This window comes from Streptomyces sp. NPDC036813, assembly GCF_055609245.1.
Genome location: NZ_JBVJPV010000016.1, coordinates 174,480 through 191,319 on the forward strand (window position 1 = coordinate 174,480; position 16,840 = coordinate 191,319).

The 16,840-nt window shown below is 72.4% G+C and carries 15 protein-coding genes and 2 pseudogenes; 9 read left to right on the forward strand and 8 right to left on the reverse strand.

Annotated elements, in window-relative coordinates; genetic code table 11:
• The first annotated feature begins 165 nt into the window (after nt 1–165).
• The 5 genes from ACZ67Q_RS30040 to ACZ67Q_RS30060 all read left to right on the forward strand — a co-directional run bounded on the left by ACZ67Q_RS30040 (nt 166) and on the right by ACZ67Q_RS30060 (nt 7,617).
• Nucleotides 166–810, forward strand: coding sequence for a hypothetical protein (locus tag ACZ67Q_RS30040; protein WP_471188463.1), 645 nt, complete (start codon nt 166–168; stop codon nt 808–810).
• A complete protein-coding gene (locus ACZ67Q_RS30045; protein WP_471188466.1) occupies nt 810–3,041 on the forward strand; it encodes a bifunctional serine/threonine-protein kinase/ABC transporter substrate-binding protein in 2,232 nt (743 codons plus the stop codon). Before ACZ67Q_RS30040 ends, ACZ67Q_RS30045 begins: the two co-directional genes overlap by 1 nt.
• Nucleotides 3,041–5,389 (forward strand): bifunctional serine/threonine-protein kinase/ABC transporter substrate-binding protein, encoded by a 2,349-nt coding sequence (locus ACZ67Q_RS30050; RefSeq protein WP_471188468.1) that lies wholly within the window; start codon nt 3,041–3,043, stop codon nt 5,387–5,389. Before ACZ67Q_RS30045 ends, ACZ67Q_RS30050 begins: the two co-directional genes overlap by 1 nt.
• 90 nt (nt 5,390–5,479) lie before the next feature.
• The gene (locus ACZ67Q_RS30055; RefSeq protein WP_471188470.1) at nt 5,480–6,211 is read left to right on the forward strand and encodes a hypothetical protein; all 732 of its coding nucleotides are present in this window, start codon (nt 5,480–5,482) and stop codon (nt 6,209–6,211) included.
• 68 nt (nt 6,212–6,279) lie between these two features.
• Entirely contained in the window at nt 6,280–7,617 is a 1,338-nt protein-coding gene (locus ACZ67Q_RS30060) for a hypothetical protein (protein ID WP_471188472.1), read from the forward strand.
• A gap of 86 nt (nt 7,618–7,703) precedes the next feature.
• Here ACZ67Q_RS30060 and ACZ67Q_RS30065 read toward each other — a convergent pair.
• Nucleotides 7,704–7,817, reverse strand: a pseudogene (locus ACZ67Q_RS30065) (pentapeptide repeat-containing protein); the annotation flags it as partial.
• Between the two features lie 142 nt (nt 7,818–7,959).
• Nucleotides 7,960–8,925, reverse strand: coding sequence for a helix-turn-helix domain-containing protein (locus ACZ67Q_RS30070; protein WP_471188474.1), 966 nt, complete (start codon nt 8,923–8,925; stop codon nt 7,960–7,962).
• A 101-nt stretch (nt 8,926–9,026) separates the two neighbouring features.
• Here ACZ67Q_RS30070 and ACZ67Q_RS30075 point away from each other — a divergent pair, with 101 nt between their 5' ends.
• On the forward strand, nt 9,027–10,061 hold the full coding sequence (locus tag ACZ67Q_RS30075) for a saccharopine dehydrogenase NADP-binding domain-containing protein (RefSeq protein WP_471188476.1): 1,035 nt from the start codon (nt 9,027–9,029) through the stop codon (nt 10,059–10,061).
• A gap of 33 nt (nt 10,062–10,094) precedes the next feature.
• Here the strand turns inward: ACZ67Q_RS30075 and ACZ67Q_RS30080 are convergent, their stop codons facing one another.
• The 4 genes from ACZ67Q_RS30080 to ACZ67Q_RS30095 form a co-directional block, all read right to left on the reverse strand.
• On the reverse strand, nt 10,095–10,439 hold the full coding sequence (locus ACZ67Q_RS30080; protein WP_471188478.1) for a hypothetical protein: 345 nt from the start codon (nt 10,437–10,439) through the stop codon (nt 10,095–10,097).
• 136 nt (nt 10,440–10,575) lie between these two features.
• A complete protein-coding gene (locus ACZ67Q_RS30085; protein ID WP_471188481.1) occupies nt 10,576–11,451 on the reverse strand; it encodes an alpha/beta fold hydrolase in 876 nt (291 codons plus the stop codon).
• 91 nt (nt 11,452–11,542) lie between these two features.
• Nucleotides 11,543–12,547: an NADP-dependent oxidoreductase gene (locus ACZ67Q_RS30090; RefSeq protein WP_471188483.1), complete on the reverse strand. Its 1,005-nt coding sequence runs from the start codon at nt 12,545–12,547 to the stop codon at nt 11,543–11,545.
• Nucleotides 12,548–12,730: 183 nt separating this feature from the next.
• The gene (locus ACZ67Q_RS30095; RefSeq protein WP_471188485.1) at nt 12,731–13,417 is read right to left on the reverse strand and encodes an SDR family oxidoreductase; all 687 of its coding nucleotides are present in this window, start codon (nt 13,415–13,417) and stop codon (nt 12,731–12,733) included.
• A 119-nt stretch (nt 13,418–13,536) separates the two neighbouring features.
• Between ACZ67Q_RS30095 and ACZ67Q_RS30100 the strand changes: the two genes are divergently transcribed.
• On the forward strand, nt 13,537–14,097 hold the full coding sequence (locus ACZ67Q_RS30100) for a TetR/AcrR family transcriptional regulator (protein WP_471188488.1): 561 nt from the start codon (nt 13,537–13,539) through the stop codon (nt 14,095–14,097).
• 181 nt (nt 14,098–14,278) lie between these two features.
• A pseudogene (locus ACZ67Q_RS30105) lies at nt 14,279–14,389 on the forward strand (nuclear transport factor 2 family protein); the annotation flags it as partial.
• A 59-nt stretch (nt 14,390–14,448) separates the two neighbouring features.
• Here the strand turns inward: ACZ67Q_RS30105 and ACZ67Q_RS30110 are convergent.
• A complete protein-coding gene (locus ACZ67Q_RS30110) occupies nt 14,449–15,033 on the reverse strand; it encodes an alpha/beta fold hydrolase (protein ID WP_471188490.1) in 585 nt (194 codons plus the stop codon).
• Between the two features lie 283 nt (nt 15,034–15,316).
• Between ACZ67Q_RS30110 and ACZ67Q_RS30115 the strand changes: the two genes are divergently transcribed.
• Nucleotides 15,317–15,769 carry a hypothetical protein gene (locus ACZ67Q_RS30115; RefSeq protein WP_471188492.1) on the forward strand — a complete coding sequence of 151 codons (453 nt, stop codon included), beginning with the start codon at nt 15,317–15,319 and terminating at the stop codon, nt 15,767–15,769.
• Nucleotides 15,770–15,911: 142 nt separating this feature from the next.
• Here ACZ67Q_RS30115 and ACZ67Q_RS30120 read toward each other — a convergent pair whose 3' ends face one another.
• Nucleotides 15,912–16,760 (reverse strand): helix-turn-helix transcriptional regulator, encoded by an 849-nt coding sequence (locus ACZ67Q_RS30120; RefSeq protein WP_471188494.1) that lies wholly within the window; start codon nt 16,758–16,760, stop codon nt 15,912–15,914.
• Nucleotides 16,761–16,840: the final 80 nt, after the last annotated feature.

The window sequence follows — 16,840 nt, forward strand, 5'->3', positions numbered from 1 at the left end:
TCACAGTCCGGCGGCGACGGGTTGTCGGCGGGGCAGCGGCATCGTGAGGGAACTCCGTCGGCGACGGCAGCCACCGGCTCGCCGGTGACGCCCTCCGCCAGTACCTCGGCGGGCGGTGCCACCGATGCGTCCCCGACGACCCCCTTCACGCCCGACGCCGCCAAAGTGCCCAGGACGACCGCGGACGCCGAACGGCTGGCCGACGCGGTCGCACTGCGACCCGAGGAGTGGCGGCAGGACTTCGTGGCGCAGAAGCCGGCCGCGAGCGCCCCGGGCACCTGGGCGGTGCTGGACGACTCGTGCCGGTGGCAGCGGCAGAAACCCCCCGCCGGCGTGCTGGCCGGCGTCTCGCGCTACAGCGAACTGCCCGGCGGTACGGACGCCGCCACGATCAAAGTGACCGCCATGGTCACCGTCCACGCGTCCCTGACCGGCGCCGACCAGGAACTGAGCACCACGCTCGAAGAGGTGCTGCGCTGCCCGGACCAGCAGATCAGGTCGGGCGAGCGGGTGACGGGCCTCGGGTCGCTCGGCAACCCCTTCGGCAAGGGCGACCAGAAATACGCCGACGACACCGTCTACGAAGCCGGCCACTACGACCTGGGCGGCGCGGCACCGAACGGCCAAGGCGCCGCGGGCCAGGCCCAGTTCACGTATCAGTGGCTGGTGGCCCGGCTGAGCACGGTGACGGTGGGCGTGTCGGCGCGCTGTGCTGCCGGCTGCACCCAGCAGCAGCTCAGCCGCACGGCGATCGACGGACTGGTGCGGATGCTGCAAAGGATCAGGACGTCGCTCGGGACGGTGGGCTGATGGAACCGCTGCGTACCTCCGACCCGGCCAGGGTGGCGGAGTACCGTCTGCTGCGCCGGCTCGGCGCGGGTGGCATGGGAGCGGTCTACCTGGCGCGCTCCAGGGGCGGCGCCCTCGTCGCCCTGAAGCTCGTGCTGGAGGAGTACGCCGCGGACGACGGCTTCCGCGAGCGGTTCCGTCGCGAGGTGGCCGCGGCCGGGAGTATCACCAGTCCGTGGGCCGTACCCGTCGTCGACGCCGACTCCGAGGCAGCGGCCCCCTGGCTCGCGACCGAGTTCGTGCCCGGCCCGTCCCTCGCGGAGGCCGTCGCGGCCCATGGGCCGCTCGCACAGCCCGGGCTGAGGGTGCTGGGAGCCCGGCTCGCGGAGGCCCTGCACGCCGTCCACACGGCCGGGCTGGTGCACCGCGATGTCAAACCCGGCAACGTGCTGCTGGCCCTCGACGGACCACGACTGATCGACTTCGGTATCGCGCGGGCACCGGAGGACACCGCGCTGACCGCGACCGGCATCGTGGTCGGCACCCCCGGATACCTCTCACCGGAGCAGGCCCGGGCAGGCGACGGTCCGTCGGTGGGAGCGCCCAGCGACATCTTCTCCCTCGGCTGTGTCCTCGCCTTCGCCGCGACCGGGCGGCCCCCGTTCGGCACCGGCGCCCCCGACGCGCTGATGTTCCGCGCGGTGCACGACCCCGCGAACCTGGACGGCGTACCGCAGGACGTCGCCGCGGTGGTGCGCGGCTGTCTGGAGAAGGACCCGCGGGACCGCCCCACCGCCGACGAGGTCAGGGCGGCGTTCGAAGGTGACCGGCCGGTGCCCGACCAGGCAGAGGGTGCCGGTGGTGCGCTGGGCGGCACGCCCGAGGCGGAATCCCCCGTGTGGCTGCCCGAACCGGTCGTCCGGCTGATCGCCGAACGGTCCGCGTCCGTGCTCGAACTGCCGGACATCGACGCCACCGAAGTGGACACGGCGGCCGTGCCCACCGCCGGCGCGCCCACCGAGACCGCCGCGGAAGCCGCGGCACCACCGGGACGCCGCCGGTTGCTGCTGCTCGCCGGAGCCGCGGCGGTCGTCGCGGCCGGGGGCGGGCTCACCGCGTGGGCGGTGACCCGCGACGACGACCCCCCGGCGGCCACCGCCGGCGGGCTTCCCGTGTACGTCCTCGGGGTGCACGCCGACCTGACCGGGGACCGCAAGGACATCGGCAGGGCCCAGGAGCGCGGTGTGCGGCTGGCCGTCGAGCAGTTCAACGCCCGCGCGGACCGGCCGTTCACGCTCTCCGTGCGGGCCGAGGACGACCGTGGGGACCCCGCCGAGGCAGCGCGCGCGGCGCAGCGGCTGGCCGCCGACCGCTCGGTCCTCGCCGTGATCGGGCCCACCACCGACGCCACGGCAGCGGTGTCCCTGACGACGTACGACACCGCGCTGCTGCCGGTCGTCGCGGTGTCGCCGGGGGCGATCAGCCTGTCCGTCCAGGGGCACAAGTCCTTCTTCCAGGCCCGCCCCCAGGATTCGATCCTGGGGTTCTACCTGCGCGCGTTCCTGCTCGGGACGGCCCGCGCGCGGACCGTCGGGCTCATCGACGACCGGAAGGCGGACGACTACGCCTGGGAGCTCTGCGGCCCGTTGAGCAAGCTGCTGCGGGAGGCCCAGCGGCCGGCCGTGCCCAAGGTGGTCAGCGCGCTGCAGACCGACTTCGCCGCCGTGCTGGACGAGCTGATCGCTGCGGGCATCGACTCCCTCGTGTTCGCGGGCTACCACGACCGGGCGGCGCTGCTGGCAAGGGAACTGCACGAGCGGCGCTTCACCGGGGCGCGCGCGGCTGCTCACGGCGTCCTCGACGAGCGCTTCCTGAGCGCGGCGGGGGGCGCCGCCGACGGCTGGACGATCGTCGCTCCCGCCACCGACCCGTCCGTCAAACCGGAGGGACGGAAGTTCGCCGCCGCCCACCGCAGACGCTTCGGCACCGCACCGCACTGGTACGCCGCCGAGGCCTACGACGCGGCCGGCCTCGTCACGAGCGCCCTGCGGGCGCTGCCCGCCGCACAGCGCAACCGCGGGAAACTGACGGAGGCCGTCCGCGCCGTCACCTACCGGGGCATCACGAAGAACTTCGCCTTCGACGCGGCGACCGGTGCGCTGCGCATCGACGGCAGTGGCGTCTTCCTGTGGAAGGTCACGGGCGGCAGGTTCCAGTACGTCGGTCCGGCGCCGTACCAGGTCCCGGTCTGATGCAGCCCTTGCGCGCCACCGACCCGCCATGGGTCGGCCGCCACCGGGTGCTGCACCGGCTGGGCGCGGGCGGCATGGGCGTGGTGTATCTGGCGCGCTCGCCCGGCGGTGCCCTCGTCGCCGTCAAGGTCGTTCGGGCCGGGTACGCGGACGATTCCGGCTTCCGCGCCCGTTTCCGCCGCGAGGTGGAGATGGCCGGCCGGGTCCGCAGCCCCTGGGTGGTGCCGCTCGTCGACGCGGACCCGGACGCGGCCCTGCCCTGGCTGGTCACCGCGTTCGTACCCGGGCCGGCGCTCGCCGACGTCGTGGAGGAGTGCGGGCCGCTGCCGCCGGCACCGGTACGGCGTCTGGGGGCCCGGCTCGCCGAGGCGCTGGACGCCGTGCACGAGGCCGGCCTGATCCACCGTGACGTCAAGCCGGGCAATGTGCTGATCGCCCATGACGGACCCCGTCTGATCGACTTCGGCATCGCCCGGGAAGCCGAGGACACGGCGCTCACTGCCACCGGCACGGTGGTCGGCTCTCCCGGGTTCCTGTCGCCGGAACAGGCACGGGGCAGCGGCGGGCAGATCGGGCCGCCCAGTGACGTCTTCTCCCTCGGCTGTCTGCTGGCCTACGCCGTGACCGGCGTCCGGCCCTTCGGAGAGGGCTCGCCGGCCGGCATGCTGGCCCGCACGGTCTACGACGAACCCGACCTGGACGGTGTGCCGACCGGGCTGACCTCACTGCTGCGGGCGTGTCTGGAGAAGGAGCCGGGGTCCCGGCCGACGGCCGCCGAGGTGCGCCGGGCGCTGACGGCCACGGATCCGAGGCAGGGCGAGGCGTGGCCGCCCGCCCCGCGACCGCTGACGAACGACGCACGACCGTCTCCGCTGGAACCGCTGCCGGGCGACGCACGACCGTCTTCCCCGCAACCGCTGACGGGCGACGCGTGGCTGCCCGAGCCGGTCATGCGGCTGATCGCCCATCGCTCTGCGGCAGTCCTCGCGCTGCCCGCGGTCGAGGCGACGCAGGTGTCCGAGGGCCTCGGGCTCGCGGCCGGCCGGCCGACACCCGAAAGCGGCACCCCTGCTCCGGCCGGGACCGCACCGTCGGCCGGAACCACCGTCCCACCCGCCCGGTACACGCGCCGCCGGTTCCTCGCGCTGGGATCAGCGGCGGGTGTGGTGTCGGCCGGCGGCACAGCGGCCTGGTGGGCGGCACACGGCGGCCGGGGCGCCCCGCCATCGAGGACGGCGGCGAAACCGCCGCGTCTGGCCATCGCCGTCCAGGCGGATCTGACCGGACCTGGCCGGGCCGCAGGCATCGCCCAGCGCGACGGCGTGCTGCTCGCCGTGGACGCGTTCAACTCCCGCGCGGGGCAGCCCTTCCTGCTCGACCTGCGCATCCACGACGACGCGGGTCTGGCGAAACGGGCGGTGGCCGTCGCGGAGCAGTTGGCTGCCGACGACAGGATCCGCGCGGTGATCGGCCCGACCACCGACGCGTGTGCGACAGCCGTCCATCGCACCTATCAAGACGCGCAGGTGCCCATGCTCTGGGTGTCCGTCGGCGAAAGCACCACCGAGCTGCCCGCGTCCTCCGTCACCACCCGGGAGGCCGTGCCCACGAACCCGTCGGACGCCGCGCTGGCCGCCCCACTCGTCGCGTGCATCAACCGTCTCCCCGGCGCGCGCAGAGCGATGCTCATCGACGACCGCACGGAGGGCACGTTCGGCTCCGTCGTCTGCGCCTATGCCGCGGAGGGCCTGAGGTCGGCCGGGACGGTCGCGCCTGTGTCGGGCACCCTGGCAGCCGACGGCGACTTCTCCGCTCTCGCCACCCGCATCACCGACTCCCACGTCGACGCGGTCGTCTTCACCGGCGGCCCCGAGCGCACCGCGCGCCTGGCCGGGGCGTTGCGCACGGCCGGCTATTCCGGCGCGCGGCTCGCCACGCAGCGCGCCCTGGATCCGGCGTTCCTGCGGGGAGCGGACCGACTCGCCACGGAGGGCTGGCTGTTCGCGACGGTGTTCATCGACCCGGTGGCGGTGTCCTCCGCGAAGCCCTTCGTGACCGCCTACCGCAAACGCTTCCGGTCGGCCTCCCCGCCCTGGTACGCCGCCGAGGCGTATGACGCGGCACTGTTCGTCACCACGGCGATGGCCGCACTGGGCGCGAGCGGCGCGGCACGCGCGGCTGTCCTCAACCAGCTGCGCGACACCGAGTACCGCGGCGTCACCAAGACCCTGCGGTATTCGGCCACCACCACCTACGTGCGCGACGAGGACGCCCTCTATCTCTTCCGGTCCACGAACGGCCGCTTCCGCTTCCTCGGCCACTATCGAAGCGCCCGTCCACCGGGGTGAGCCGGACACCGGGAGAGCCGCCGACATTGGCTCGATCTGGGGCGAGCCGACAGCTTGCTCGCGGGCGGGAGCCGCGGTCACGCCGGCGGCATGGTGAGGTCGTGGGCGCTGACCGTGCGACGGGCGGCCGGGCGTGCTGCTCGGTGGCTGGCAGTGTGCGCCGTCGGGTCGTTCGTGGCGACCGGGTTCACCCTGTTCATGGCGTGGGTGCCGCTGGCGCTTTGGGCCCAGGGGCACCGGGAGCCGTCGGCTCTCTTCCTGGGGTGCGGTGGGGCCACGGTGTCCTTGGCCGTCCCCGTGCTGGCGGCTGTGTATCTGCATGCCCGTGACCGTGAACTGGCGTACATCTTCGTCGGATTCGGCCTGGGCCTCCTCGCCACCTGTGCGTTCGGCTGTGTTCTGTTCTTCGGCTGGCAGGACTCCGACCAGCAGGCTCTGCATGACCGCGGCATCGCGGCGACCGGTGTCGTGACCGAACAGTGGGAGTCGTCGACTCCGGATGGCACCACCTCCGGGGTTTTCGTGACTCTTCCGGACGGCTCCACACACAAGCTGCGAGGGGAGCAGTCGCCGGTGGGAGCGCAGGTCGTCGTGACAGTCGACCCCGTTCACCACGTCGACGACCGGCTGGGACCGCCGCCGGGGGCGCCCGACCATGTCGCACTGCGACTGTCGGTCGCCGCTGTGACGCTCGGCTGCGTTGTGTCGTCCGCGTGCTGCGCGGGGCTGCTGACGCAGGACATACGGCGCTGGGCGCACGCGGGGTGGGGGTCGAGGTCGCCTTCCGTGGCCGAAGGCGCCGCCGGGAAACGGCAGTTGTGATCGCCGCCGGGCTTCGTCCCGTGCCGCGGGCCTCCCCTTCGTGCGCCGGTCCGTGATCGACTGGGCTCATGACACAGCTGAGCCGCATCTACGTGGACGAGTGCCGGAACGGGAACGAGGGGCTGCGGGACGTGGTCGCGCGTGCCGCGCTGCCGCCCGTGTACGGCGGCGCCTGGCGCAGGCATCTGCTGCACCGGCCGTGGTTCGTGGAGGCGGAGGAAACTGCTGACTTCGCACGTGACGTGGAGGACCTGTTCGCGCTTCTCGTCTCGCTGCCGGACCGCCTGTTCGATGGCGACCGGGAACGTTACGCGGCCGCGCTCGGGCTCGCGCCCCGGCACGCGGCCCTGCTGCGGCGCTCGGCGGACGGGTACCCGGCGAAGCTGGGGCGCGCCGACGCGTACCACGACGGACGTGGCTACCGGCTCCTGGAGTTCAACCTCGGCAGCGAGATCGGCGGCATGGACATGGCCGTGTGCAACGCGGCGCTGCTCGGCGTCCCGGAGTTCTCAGGCTTCGCCGCCGCGCACGGCCTGGAGTACGTCGACACGGCCGCGCGGCTCGCGGAGGACCTGCGCGAGCGGGCCCGGCCTGTGCTGCCGGGCGGTTCGGTGGAGCCGGTGATCGGCTTGATCGAGGGGCACGGAGGCGTGGCCTCGTACGGGCCGTTGATGCGGTCGATGCAGGAGGCCATGGCCATGCAGGGCCTCGACGTGCGGATCGGCGAGGTGGACCAGCTGCGCACCCGGTCCGACGGGAAGCTGACCCTGGACGGCGCGCCCCTCGACCTCGTGCTGCGCAACTTCGGCGCGAGCCAGCTGCTCGACGACCCGGCGGGCCCGGAGGTCGCCGAGCAGTTGTTCCGCGCGCACGACGCGGGGCGGACGGTGCTGTTCACCACGCTGGAGAGCGGGTTGTACGCCCACAAGAACGCCCTCGCGATGTTGTCCGACCCGCGCTCGGCGGACGCCTTCGACGACGCGGAACGGCAGTTGGTGGAACGGGTGCTGCCGTGGAGCCGCACGCTGGGCCCGGCGGCCCCTGCGGCTCTCCTGGCGGAGTGCCACGAGCGCCGCGAGGAGCTGATCCTCAAGCCGGGCGCGGGCCACGGGGGCCTGGACTCCTTCGCCGGCTGGGAGTGCTCCGACGCCGAGTGGCGCGCGGCGCTGGCGACGGCCGCCGAGCGGGGTCACGTGGTGCAGGAGCGGGTGACCCCGCGCGCCGAGCCGGTCCTCGATCCGGCGACCGGCGCGGTCCAGGCGTGCATCGCGGTCCTCGGTGTCTTCCTCACCTCGCGCGGCTTCGCGGGTGCCCACGCCCGCGTGAACCGGGCGGACGGCGGTGCGATCGTGGGCTTGAGCAGCAACCCGGACACCCGGATGGCGTGCGTGTTCACGCACGGGTGAGGGGGCGGTACAGGGGGCCGGTGTGGCGTCGGCCATTTCGGCACGGTCGGCCAGATCGTGAGGTCGCTCGCCGGTGCGCCCTCCAGTTCGGCCTGCCGCAGGTCTGCGCCGGTGAGGTCGCAGCCTCGCAGGTGGGCCGATCGCAGGTGCGCGCAAGCGGTGCGCTGCCTGGCGGTCTGGGCCGTGTTCACCATCGTCATGCGCTTTGTCACGGACCTCAGGGCTGGTTGACCACCGCGGTGACGTCCGCGTCGGTGGTGGCCGTCTGGTACCTGGTTCCGTGGGTGCGGTCCCGCAGGGGACACGGAGCCGCAGCAGAGTAGCCACGCGGCGGCAGGGAGCTCACGCGCTTCCCGGCGAGAGTTCCCGGGTCCGCGAGCGGAACGTGCGGCGGTAGGTGTCCGGCGGCACCCCCAGCGTGCGGTTGAAGTGGCGGCGCAGCGTCGTGGCCGTACCCATGCCCGTGGACTTCGCGATGGTGTCGATGTCGTCGTCCGTCTTCTCCAGGAGTTCCTGGGCGTGGCGGATGCGCTGGGCGAGGAGCCACTGGAGGGGTGTGGTGCCCGTGGCCGCGCGGAAGTGGCGGCCGAGGTGGCGGGAGCTCATGCCGGCCTGGCGGGCCAGGTCCTCGACCGTCAGGGGCTGGTCGAGGCGTTCGATGATCCAGGGGAAGAGGGCGGTGAGCGGGTGGTCGTCCTGGTCGGGGACCGGGGCGGTGACGAACTGCGCCTGGCCGCCGGCGCGGTGCGGCGGAACGACCAGGCGGCGGGCGACGGTGTTGGCGATCGCCGAGCCGTGGTCGAGGCGGACGACGTGGAGGCACAGGTCGAGGGCGGCGGCCTTGCCGGCGGAGGTCAGCACGGTGCCGTCGTCGACATATAGGACGTCCGGGTCGACCTGGACGGCGGGATGGCGGTCGGCGAGGACGTCGGTGTGAGCCCAGTGGGTGGTGGCGCGCCTGCCGTCCAGGAGACCGGCGGCGGCCAGGACGAAGGCGCCCGTGCACAGGGAGACGATGCGGGCGCCCCCGTCGTGGGCGGCCCGCAGCGCGGCGATGAGGTCCGGGGGCGGGGGAACGTCGACGTCGGCCCAGCCGGGGACGATCACTGTGCCGGCGCGCCGCAGATGGTCGAGGCCGTGGTCCGGGGCGAGGCGGAAGTGGCCCAGCCGGACGGGGTGCGGGGCACAGACGGTCAGGTCGTACCAGGGGACGCTGACGGCGGCCGGTGCGGATCCGAACACCTCGAGCGCCACGGCGAGTTCGAAGTGCAGCATGCCGTCCGTGACGGCCAGCGCGACAGAAGCCATGTCTGAAATTGTATGGGGTGTGTCGTTCCGGACACTCACGGTTCGTTTCCCGGCCGCGCCAGGATGGCGCCAGGTGATCGGTTCACGAGAGGGAGGACGTCATGCCGGCGGGACAGACGGTGGCGGTGTACGGCGCGTACGGGCACACGGGACGGTTCGTGGTGGCACACCTGGTGGAGCGGGGGTTCACGCCTGTACTGGTGGGGCGCGATGCCCGCAAGCTCGGGGTACTGGGCGACGAGTTCCCGGGGTTCGACGTCAGACCGGCCGCCGCGGACGACGCCGGCGCGCTCGACCGGGCACTGGCGGGGGCCGCGGCCGTCATCAATTGCGCGGGACCGTTCGCGGTCACCGCGGTCCCGGTGATCGAGGCGGCTCTGCGCGCCGGGATCCCGTACGTCGATGTCGCCGCCGAGATCGAGGCGAACGCCGACACCTTCGCGCACTTCGCGGAGCGCGCCCACCGGGCCGGCGCGGTGGTCGTGCCCGCGATGGCCTTCTACGGCGGGCTCGGCGATCTGCTGGTCAGCGCGGCGATGGGTGACTGGACCGAGGCCGACGAGGTGCACATCGCCTACGGCCTGAACAGCTGGCACCCCACACCGGGCACCCGGCTCGCGGGCAAGGTGTCCGCCGAACGGCGCGGCGGGCGCCGGGTGCGGTTCACTCAGGGCCGGCTGGAGTACCACGACGACGAACTGCCCACCCTGACCTGGCCCTTCCCGCAGCCGATGGGGAGCCGGCCCGTCATCGGCGGGTTCACCATGGCCGACGTCGTCACCGTCCCCAGCCACCTGGCCGTTCCCGAGGTGCGCACCTACATGACGATCGAGGCGGCGGGAGGCGTGAGCTCGCCGGACACGCCCACGCCGAGCGCCGTCGATGAGCGCGGGCGCTCCGCGCAGACCTTCCTCGTCGACGTCGTCGTACGCCGCGGCGACGCCCAGCGCGGAGCGGTCGCGGGCGGGCAGGACATCTACGCCGTCACGGCGCCCCTCGCGGTCGAGGCCGTCGCCCGCGTCCTCGACGGACGGACCCGGGCGGTGGGCGTCGCCTCCGCCGGCGAGATCTTCGACGCGCCCGACTTCCTTCGCTCGCTGGCGCCCCACATCACCGTCACCCTTCAGGCGAAGTGACAAGTACCTCGTGATGATCAGAGTGACGCTCGGTCAGGGAGAGCGATCGCGAGGCCCGGGGAGCCCTCCGGCCTGGAGCGCGGTGACGTCGGCGTGGGCCTGCTCGACGGCATCGGGGTACGCCTCTCGCTCGGCGTGCTCGGCGAGCGCCCGGCAGACGCTCGCGAGGGAGGGCTTCTGTCCCTCGCGCTTGCCGGTGATGATCAGGCCGGGCCGGATCTGCTCGACGGGCTCGCCGCCCGCGCGGCGCCGCAGCACGGTGTGGAGCATGTCGTCGGTGATGACGGGCGGCCGGCCGCCGTGCTTGCCCTTGCGGGACGCGGTGTCCAGGCCCGCCGGCGTCGACTCCCGGATGTTCTCCCGCTCGGTCTGCGCCATCGCCGCGAAGAACGCGAACCCCAGCTTCCCGGCCCGGTGGTTGCGGGTGTTGGGTCCGGCGGGTCCGGCGCCGGCGCCTGCCGCGCATCGGGGAACCTCCCGGCGCCACCCGGATCAGCATCGGGCCCCGGTCCGGCTAGGGTTCGAGGAATCCGAGCGCCTGTGCGACGAATTCGCCATGGTACTGGAAGATGCCCCCGTGTCCGGCATCCGGGTAGAGGGGGACGAGTTCGCCCCGGGGGAGCCGCGCGGCCAGGTCGAGGGTGTTCTCGCTCGGCACCATCCGGTCGCTCTCGCCGTTGGCCACCAGGACCGGCTGGCCGATGCGGGACAGGTCGGCCGGCGGCTGGAGGCCCCAACGGCGGATGGCCCTCAGCTGGGCACGGAACGACGTCAGCGAGATGGATTTGTCTCGGTCGGCGGTACGCTCCTTCAGCCGTTCCACGAAGGCGCGTGCTTCCTTTCGGCCGTGCGCGGTGTCGGTGAAGAAGAGGTACTGCTTGGGGTCCTTGCGGGTCAGGAAGCCCTTCAGGGTGTCCTGGAGGGTGAGCGCGGTGACCTTGTCGATGCCGGGGCCTCCGGCGGGGCCCGTGCCCGCGAGGATGACCTTGCGCACCAGCTGCGGCTCCTCTGCCGCGATGACCTGGGCGATGAAGCCGCCCATCGAGAGGCCGAGCAGGTCGACCTGCTCGAAGCCCAGGGCGCGGATGAACAGCACCGCGTCGCGGGCCATCGCCTCGACCGTGTCGGGCGTGGAGCCGCCCGACGCACCGACTCCACGGTTGTCGAAGGCGATCACCCGGCGCCGGGCGGCGAGTCCGTCGATGACACGCGGGTCCCAGTTGTCCAGGACCGCGGCGAGGTGGTGGAGCAGGATCAGCGGTACGCCGTCACCTTCCCGGCCCAGCTGCCGGTAGACGAAGTCGACGCCGCGCACGGACACCGAACGAGTCGGCGCGTCTTTGTACGACGAGGCGGGGGCGGGCATGGGGGAACTGTGCGGTGCGCTCATGATCGATCCCTGTGGGGGTGGGGCGGAGGGAGACAGGATCCTCTCGTCGCCCGGGACTTGTGGGTCGTGGTTTCGGGTGGGGGTCTGGCCCTCACGCCATCGCGACGACGACCTTGCCGGCCTTGGCGCGGCCCTTCTCGGCGTACTCCATCGCCTCGCGTGTCTGGTCGAAGTCGAAGACGCGGTCGACGACGGGGCGGATCTCTCCGGCGTCGATGAGCCGGGTGAGTTCGCGCAGCTGGTCGCCGTCGGCCTTCATGAACAGGAAGGAGTAGGTGACGCCCTGGCGCTTGGCGTGGCGCCGGGTCTTCCAGCTCAGCGCGTTCATCGCCTGCCGCAGGACGGGGTTCGCACCGAGCTCGCGGGCGAAGTCCGCGTCGGGGGGTCCGGCGATGCTGACGGCCTTCCCGCCGGGCTTGAGGACCCGCAGGGACTTCTCCAGGGTCTCGCCGCCGAGGGTGTCCAGGACGACGTCGTAGCCGTCCAGGACCTCCTCGAAGTCCTGTGTCCGGTAGTCGACGACGACATCCGCGCCGAGCTCCTTGACCAGGCCGGCGTTGGCCGCGCTCGCGGTGGTCGCCACGTGTGCGCCCAGCTGCCTGGCCAGCTGGAGGGCGATGGTGCCGACTCCGCCGGAGCCCGCATGGATCAGGACCTTCTGGCCCGGCTGGACCTGTGCCTTCTCGACCAGCGCCTGCCACGAGGTGAGGGCGACCAGGGGCAGGGAGGCGGCCTCCGCCATGGTGAGGCCGGCCGGCTTGGGCGCCAGGTCGTTCTGGTGGACGGCGATGAGTTCGGCGAACGTGCCGATGCGGTCCTTGTCGGGCCGGGCGTAGACCTCGTCGCCCACCGCGAACCGGGTGACGTCCGACCCCACCTCGACCACCACCCCGGCGAGGTCGTTGCCCAGAACGAGAGGGAGACGGTACGGCAGGATCGCCTTGAAGGCGCCGTCGCGGATCCTGAAGTCCAGCGGATTGACGCTCGCCGCGCGGACCCGGACCAGCACGTCGTCGGCGCCCACCTGCGGGGCCGGAGTCTCGCTGATGCGGCCACCGTCCTTGTCGCCGTACCGCTCGATCATGAAAGCCTTCATCGTCGTCTCCGTTTCCCGCCCACAAGGGGACGTGACTGTTGCGCGTCGGTCTTCTGCGCGGACGGCACACTTTGTTGGGTTTGGTCCGGTGTTCACGGGGGCCCCTCGCCGATGCGATGGACGGACCTCACCGGCGCGGTGTCCGTCGCCGGGCATCAAGGCCGCCGACGGGACGATGTGCGCTCATGCCGCGTTCGGCGGTGCGGCCAGGCTCTGCTTCACGTACCGGGTGATCTCGTCGGCGAGGATCTCGGGCAGGCCCGCCTCGATGCCGGCCAGGGCCTGAGCGGCGACCTCGGCGGGGTCGGCCCTCTGGTCGGCGGGGACGCTCGCAGCCATGTCGGTGTCCATGTATCCGACGTGCAGGGCCGAGACGGCGATGCCCCGGGGCGCCAGTTCTTCCCGGGCCGCGCCGGTCAGCGCCCACGCCGCGGCCTTGGCCGCCGCATACGCTCCGAGGCCGGCCGGGTGCAGCCAGGACAGGACCGACAGGACGTTGAGTACGCCGCCGCCTCCGTTGGCCTCGATGACGGGAGCGAAGGCCCGCGTCACGGCGAGCGGACCGAAGAAGTTCACCTCCATCTCCAGGCGCACCGCGTCCGGGCTGCCCGCGATCAGCGGAGTGCCGGTGGAGATGCCGGCATTGTTCACCAGCAGCGTCGCGTCGGACGCGATCCGGGCCGCGGCCCGGATCGACTCCTCGTCCGTCACGTCGAGCCGCAGCGGGGTGACCCCCGGCAGGTCCACCGTCTCGGGGCGCCGGGCCGCCGCGTACACGCTCGCTCCGCGCTCCACGAGCTGGGCGGCCAGATGCCGCCCGAGCCCCCGGTTGGCTCCGGTGACCACCACGACCGCGTCCTTCAGTTCCATGCCCACTCCCAGCGTCACGGCCGACGTCGAGTGACCGACCCGGCCAAATTAGATTACGAGTGCAATCTAACCACTGGTCTAGGATAGATGCCAGTCGACATCCAATCGGGAGGTGGCCGATGGGCCGCGTATCGCAGGCGCAGGCAGAGGAGAACCGCCGACGGGTCGTGGAAACCGCGTCGCGCCTGTTCCGGGAGCGGGGGACTCACGTCAGCGTGGCCGACCTCATGAAGGCGGCCGGTCTGACCCACGGTGGCTTCTACAAGCAGTTCTCCTCCAAGGAGGCGCTCATCGACGAAGCCACCGCCCATGCCTTCGGCGAACTCGCCCGTCGTCACAAGGACGGACTCGAGCAGCATGGCGGGCAGCGCGGCGCCGCCCAGCAAGCGCTGATCGACACCTACCTCTCTCCCGAGCACCGCGACAGCCCGGCGGACGGGTGCCCCGTTGCCGCGCTCGCGACCGACATGGCGCGCGAAGGCGAAGATCATGAGGCCCGCCGGATCTACGCCGAAGGCGTGGCCGACTTTGCCGAGTGGCTCGCTACGGAGGACCAGGACGGCCTCACCCGGCTGTGCACCATGTTCGGCGCGCTCGTCCTGGCCCGGGCCACCAGCGGTTCCCCGCTCTCCGATGAGATCCTCACCGCCGCGCGTGCGGCACTGGCGGCAGCCGGCTGATCAGCGCCACGCCGCCGGTCGGGTGGTTTCCGCGCCGGGCGCGGTTCGGGGGCTCGGCACGGTGGCCGCCGTCCCAGTGAGGTCGAGGTGGGAGAGGCGACGAGGTTCTCCCGTTCCTCCTGCTTGCCCAGCGGCGAGACCTTGATCCACGGCTCGCCGTGCTTCTTGACGATGTCCGGCCCGCACGCTCGTCGCCCGCTACCGCGACGACACCTGGGGCGAGATGCGGACCAAGTGGCACTTCACCGTCGACGAGGGCAAAGTGTCCCGCTTCGAGACCGGCCAGGCGTAGGGCGGTCGCAGTCGGCAGGTGCCCCGGCCCCCGCGACCCCGCGTGAGGAGCGCTGCGTCTCACGGACGTGGGGGATGCCGGATCCAGGGTTTGCCGGCGCTGATCACCTTGGCCACTTCGCTCATGTCGTTGTTCAACTGGTGGTCGCGTCCGGGCAGTCGGTGCACCTGTGCCTGCGGAAGCGCGCGAGCGTAGAAATCGGCGTGCGACGGTGGGGCGATCTCGTCCTCGAGTCCGTGGAACACATGCACCCACGTCCCCCGCGGCAGTCTCGCGCCGAGATCACCGGGCAGTTCGAACTCGGTGCCCGGCCAGCCGCCGCTGCCGACGAACGGGGCGGCGATCAGCACGATCCCCGCGATCCTGCACTCCGGCGGCTGCTCGGCGAGTGCATGGACGAGGATCGTTCCGCCCACGGAGTGGCCCGTCACGACCGCGCCGTCGCCGAGTTTCGCCAGCTCGCGCCGGATCGCCGGGCTCCACCGGGCATGGCTCGGGTCGTCCTCGTCCGGCATCCGCGGGTAGCGGACCTCGTACGCGTCCCCGAGCTCTCGCCTCAGGCTGTCGACCAACTTGTCGTCCCACGCGTCGTGCGCGCCCGCGCCGCCGCCCTGGATGAACAAGATCTGCTGAGTCCCTGTCATGGCAATCGCCCCTCGCCCCGTCCGACCACCCGGTGTTACCCGCTGCGGACAGATGGCAGCGCGCGGAGGACCCCGGCCGGCACCCGAACGGTGACCCAGGTGCCCCCATATGGATCTGCACGAACCCCGTCCTCGGGTGAGGCGAGCACGACGCCCGCCTGGCGCGCCCCTCTTGCCGGGAAGGCCCGGCGCTGACGCTTCGGGAGAGGCAGGACCACGTTGTGATCACACGGGGGTTAGGATCACGCCGACTCTTCAACTCTCCCAGGGGGAAGGCCAGTTCATGTTCAAGACACGCAGCCGGACAGGCACGGTGCTGGCGGCGACCGCCGTATCGGTCTGTCTCTCGATCGGTGTGGGTGCGGGCAGCGCCTCGGCGGCGCCCCGGCTCACCACCGACACGATCTGGTACCAGGACGGCAAGTCGGTGGTCGTCTCCCTCTACGCCGACGGCAAGTACGCCGGCGCGGTGACCTGGAACGCGGACCCGCTGGGCGAGAAGCCCGGGGACGCACTGCAGGCGTACGACGGCGGGGCCGACGGCTGGGGCGTCAAGGGGACGGTCACGGACCCCTGGATCTACCGCACGGCCTCGACCGCGGGGCACGCCTCCCCGTACACCACCAAGTGGGTGACCGGTGACATCAAGGAGGGCACGTGGCTGGACATCTCGGTGTGTCTGGTCAAGGGGTCGGAGAAGGTCTGCGACTACAACCTGCCGCGCGTCTCCTCGTAACCGCACGCACCTGACGCCGGCGGACTGAACCGGGGCACATGAGGGGGGCCGTTCCGGTTCGGGGCGGCCCCCCGCTTTCACACTTGAGTGACTGCCGCTGGACGACCGGCATCCGTCGCCGAGGCGGGTGGGCGTCGTCGCGTTACTCGCGGACCTGAGCGTGCGCTGCGGGATGCCCGTCGCGGCTGTCCGAGCCCAGGCCCGCGAGAAGGCGCAGCCCGTCCTCGGCGGGGCTGCCCGCAGCTGCCGACAGCACCAGCAGCTCCATGCCCGAATCGTCCGGGAGCGCGAAGTTCTCCTGGTGCAGCTCCAGCAGTCCGACCAGCGGGTGCCGGTACGCCTTGCGTCCGTGTGTACGGGCACGGACGTCCGCGCGGGCCCAGAGGCGGCGGAAGCGCTCGCTGCCCATCGCCAGCTCGCCGACGAGCGAGGCCAGGCGGGGATCCTCGGGGTATTTGCCGGCGGCCAGCCGAAGGTGCCCGACCACGTCGAGGGTGCATGTCTCCCAGTCGGCGTAGAGGCCGCGCTCGGTCTCCTCGAGGAAGATGTGCCGGGCGATGTTCAGGCCCGGCATCGGCCGGCCGAACAGGAGCCCGGCGAGACGGTTCCCCGCGAGCGCGTCCAGGCGGTGGTTCATGATCAGCGCGGGTGCGTCGGCGACCAGGTCGAGGACGCGCAGCAGCTCCGGCCTCACCCGGCCGCCGGGCACCTTCGCACTGCGGCGGCGCTGGCGGGCCAGCCGGTAGAGGTGCCCGCGTTCGGTCTCGTCGAGAGCGAGGACGCGGGCCAGTGCGTCGAGGACCTGCTCGGAGGGCTGGGTCGCGCGGCCCTGCTCCAGGCGTACGTAGTAGTCGACACTGACTCCGGACAGGTGTGCGACCTCTTCGCGGCGCAGCCCTTCGACCCGACGACGGCTGTCGGTGGGGATGCCCACAGCCGCCGGGTCGACCCGGGCACGGCGGGTCCGCAGGAAGCCGGCGAGATCGTCCATGCCGCCAGTATGGCCTCTGAGCTGCCCGTGAAGGTGGTACTGCCGTTACCAGGAAGTCCCGTCCGACGGAAGCGGCGCCC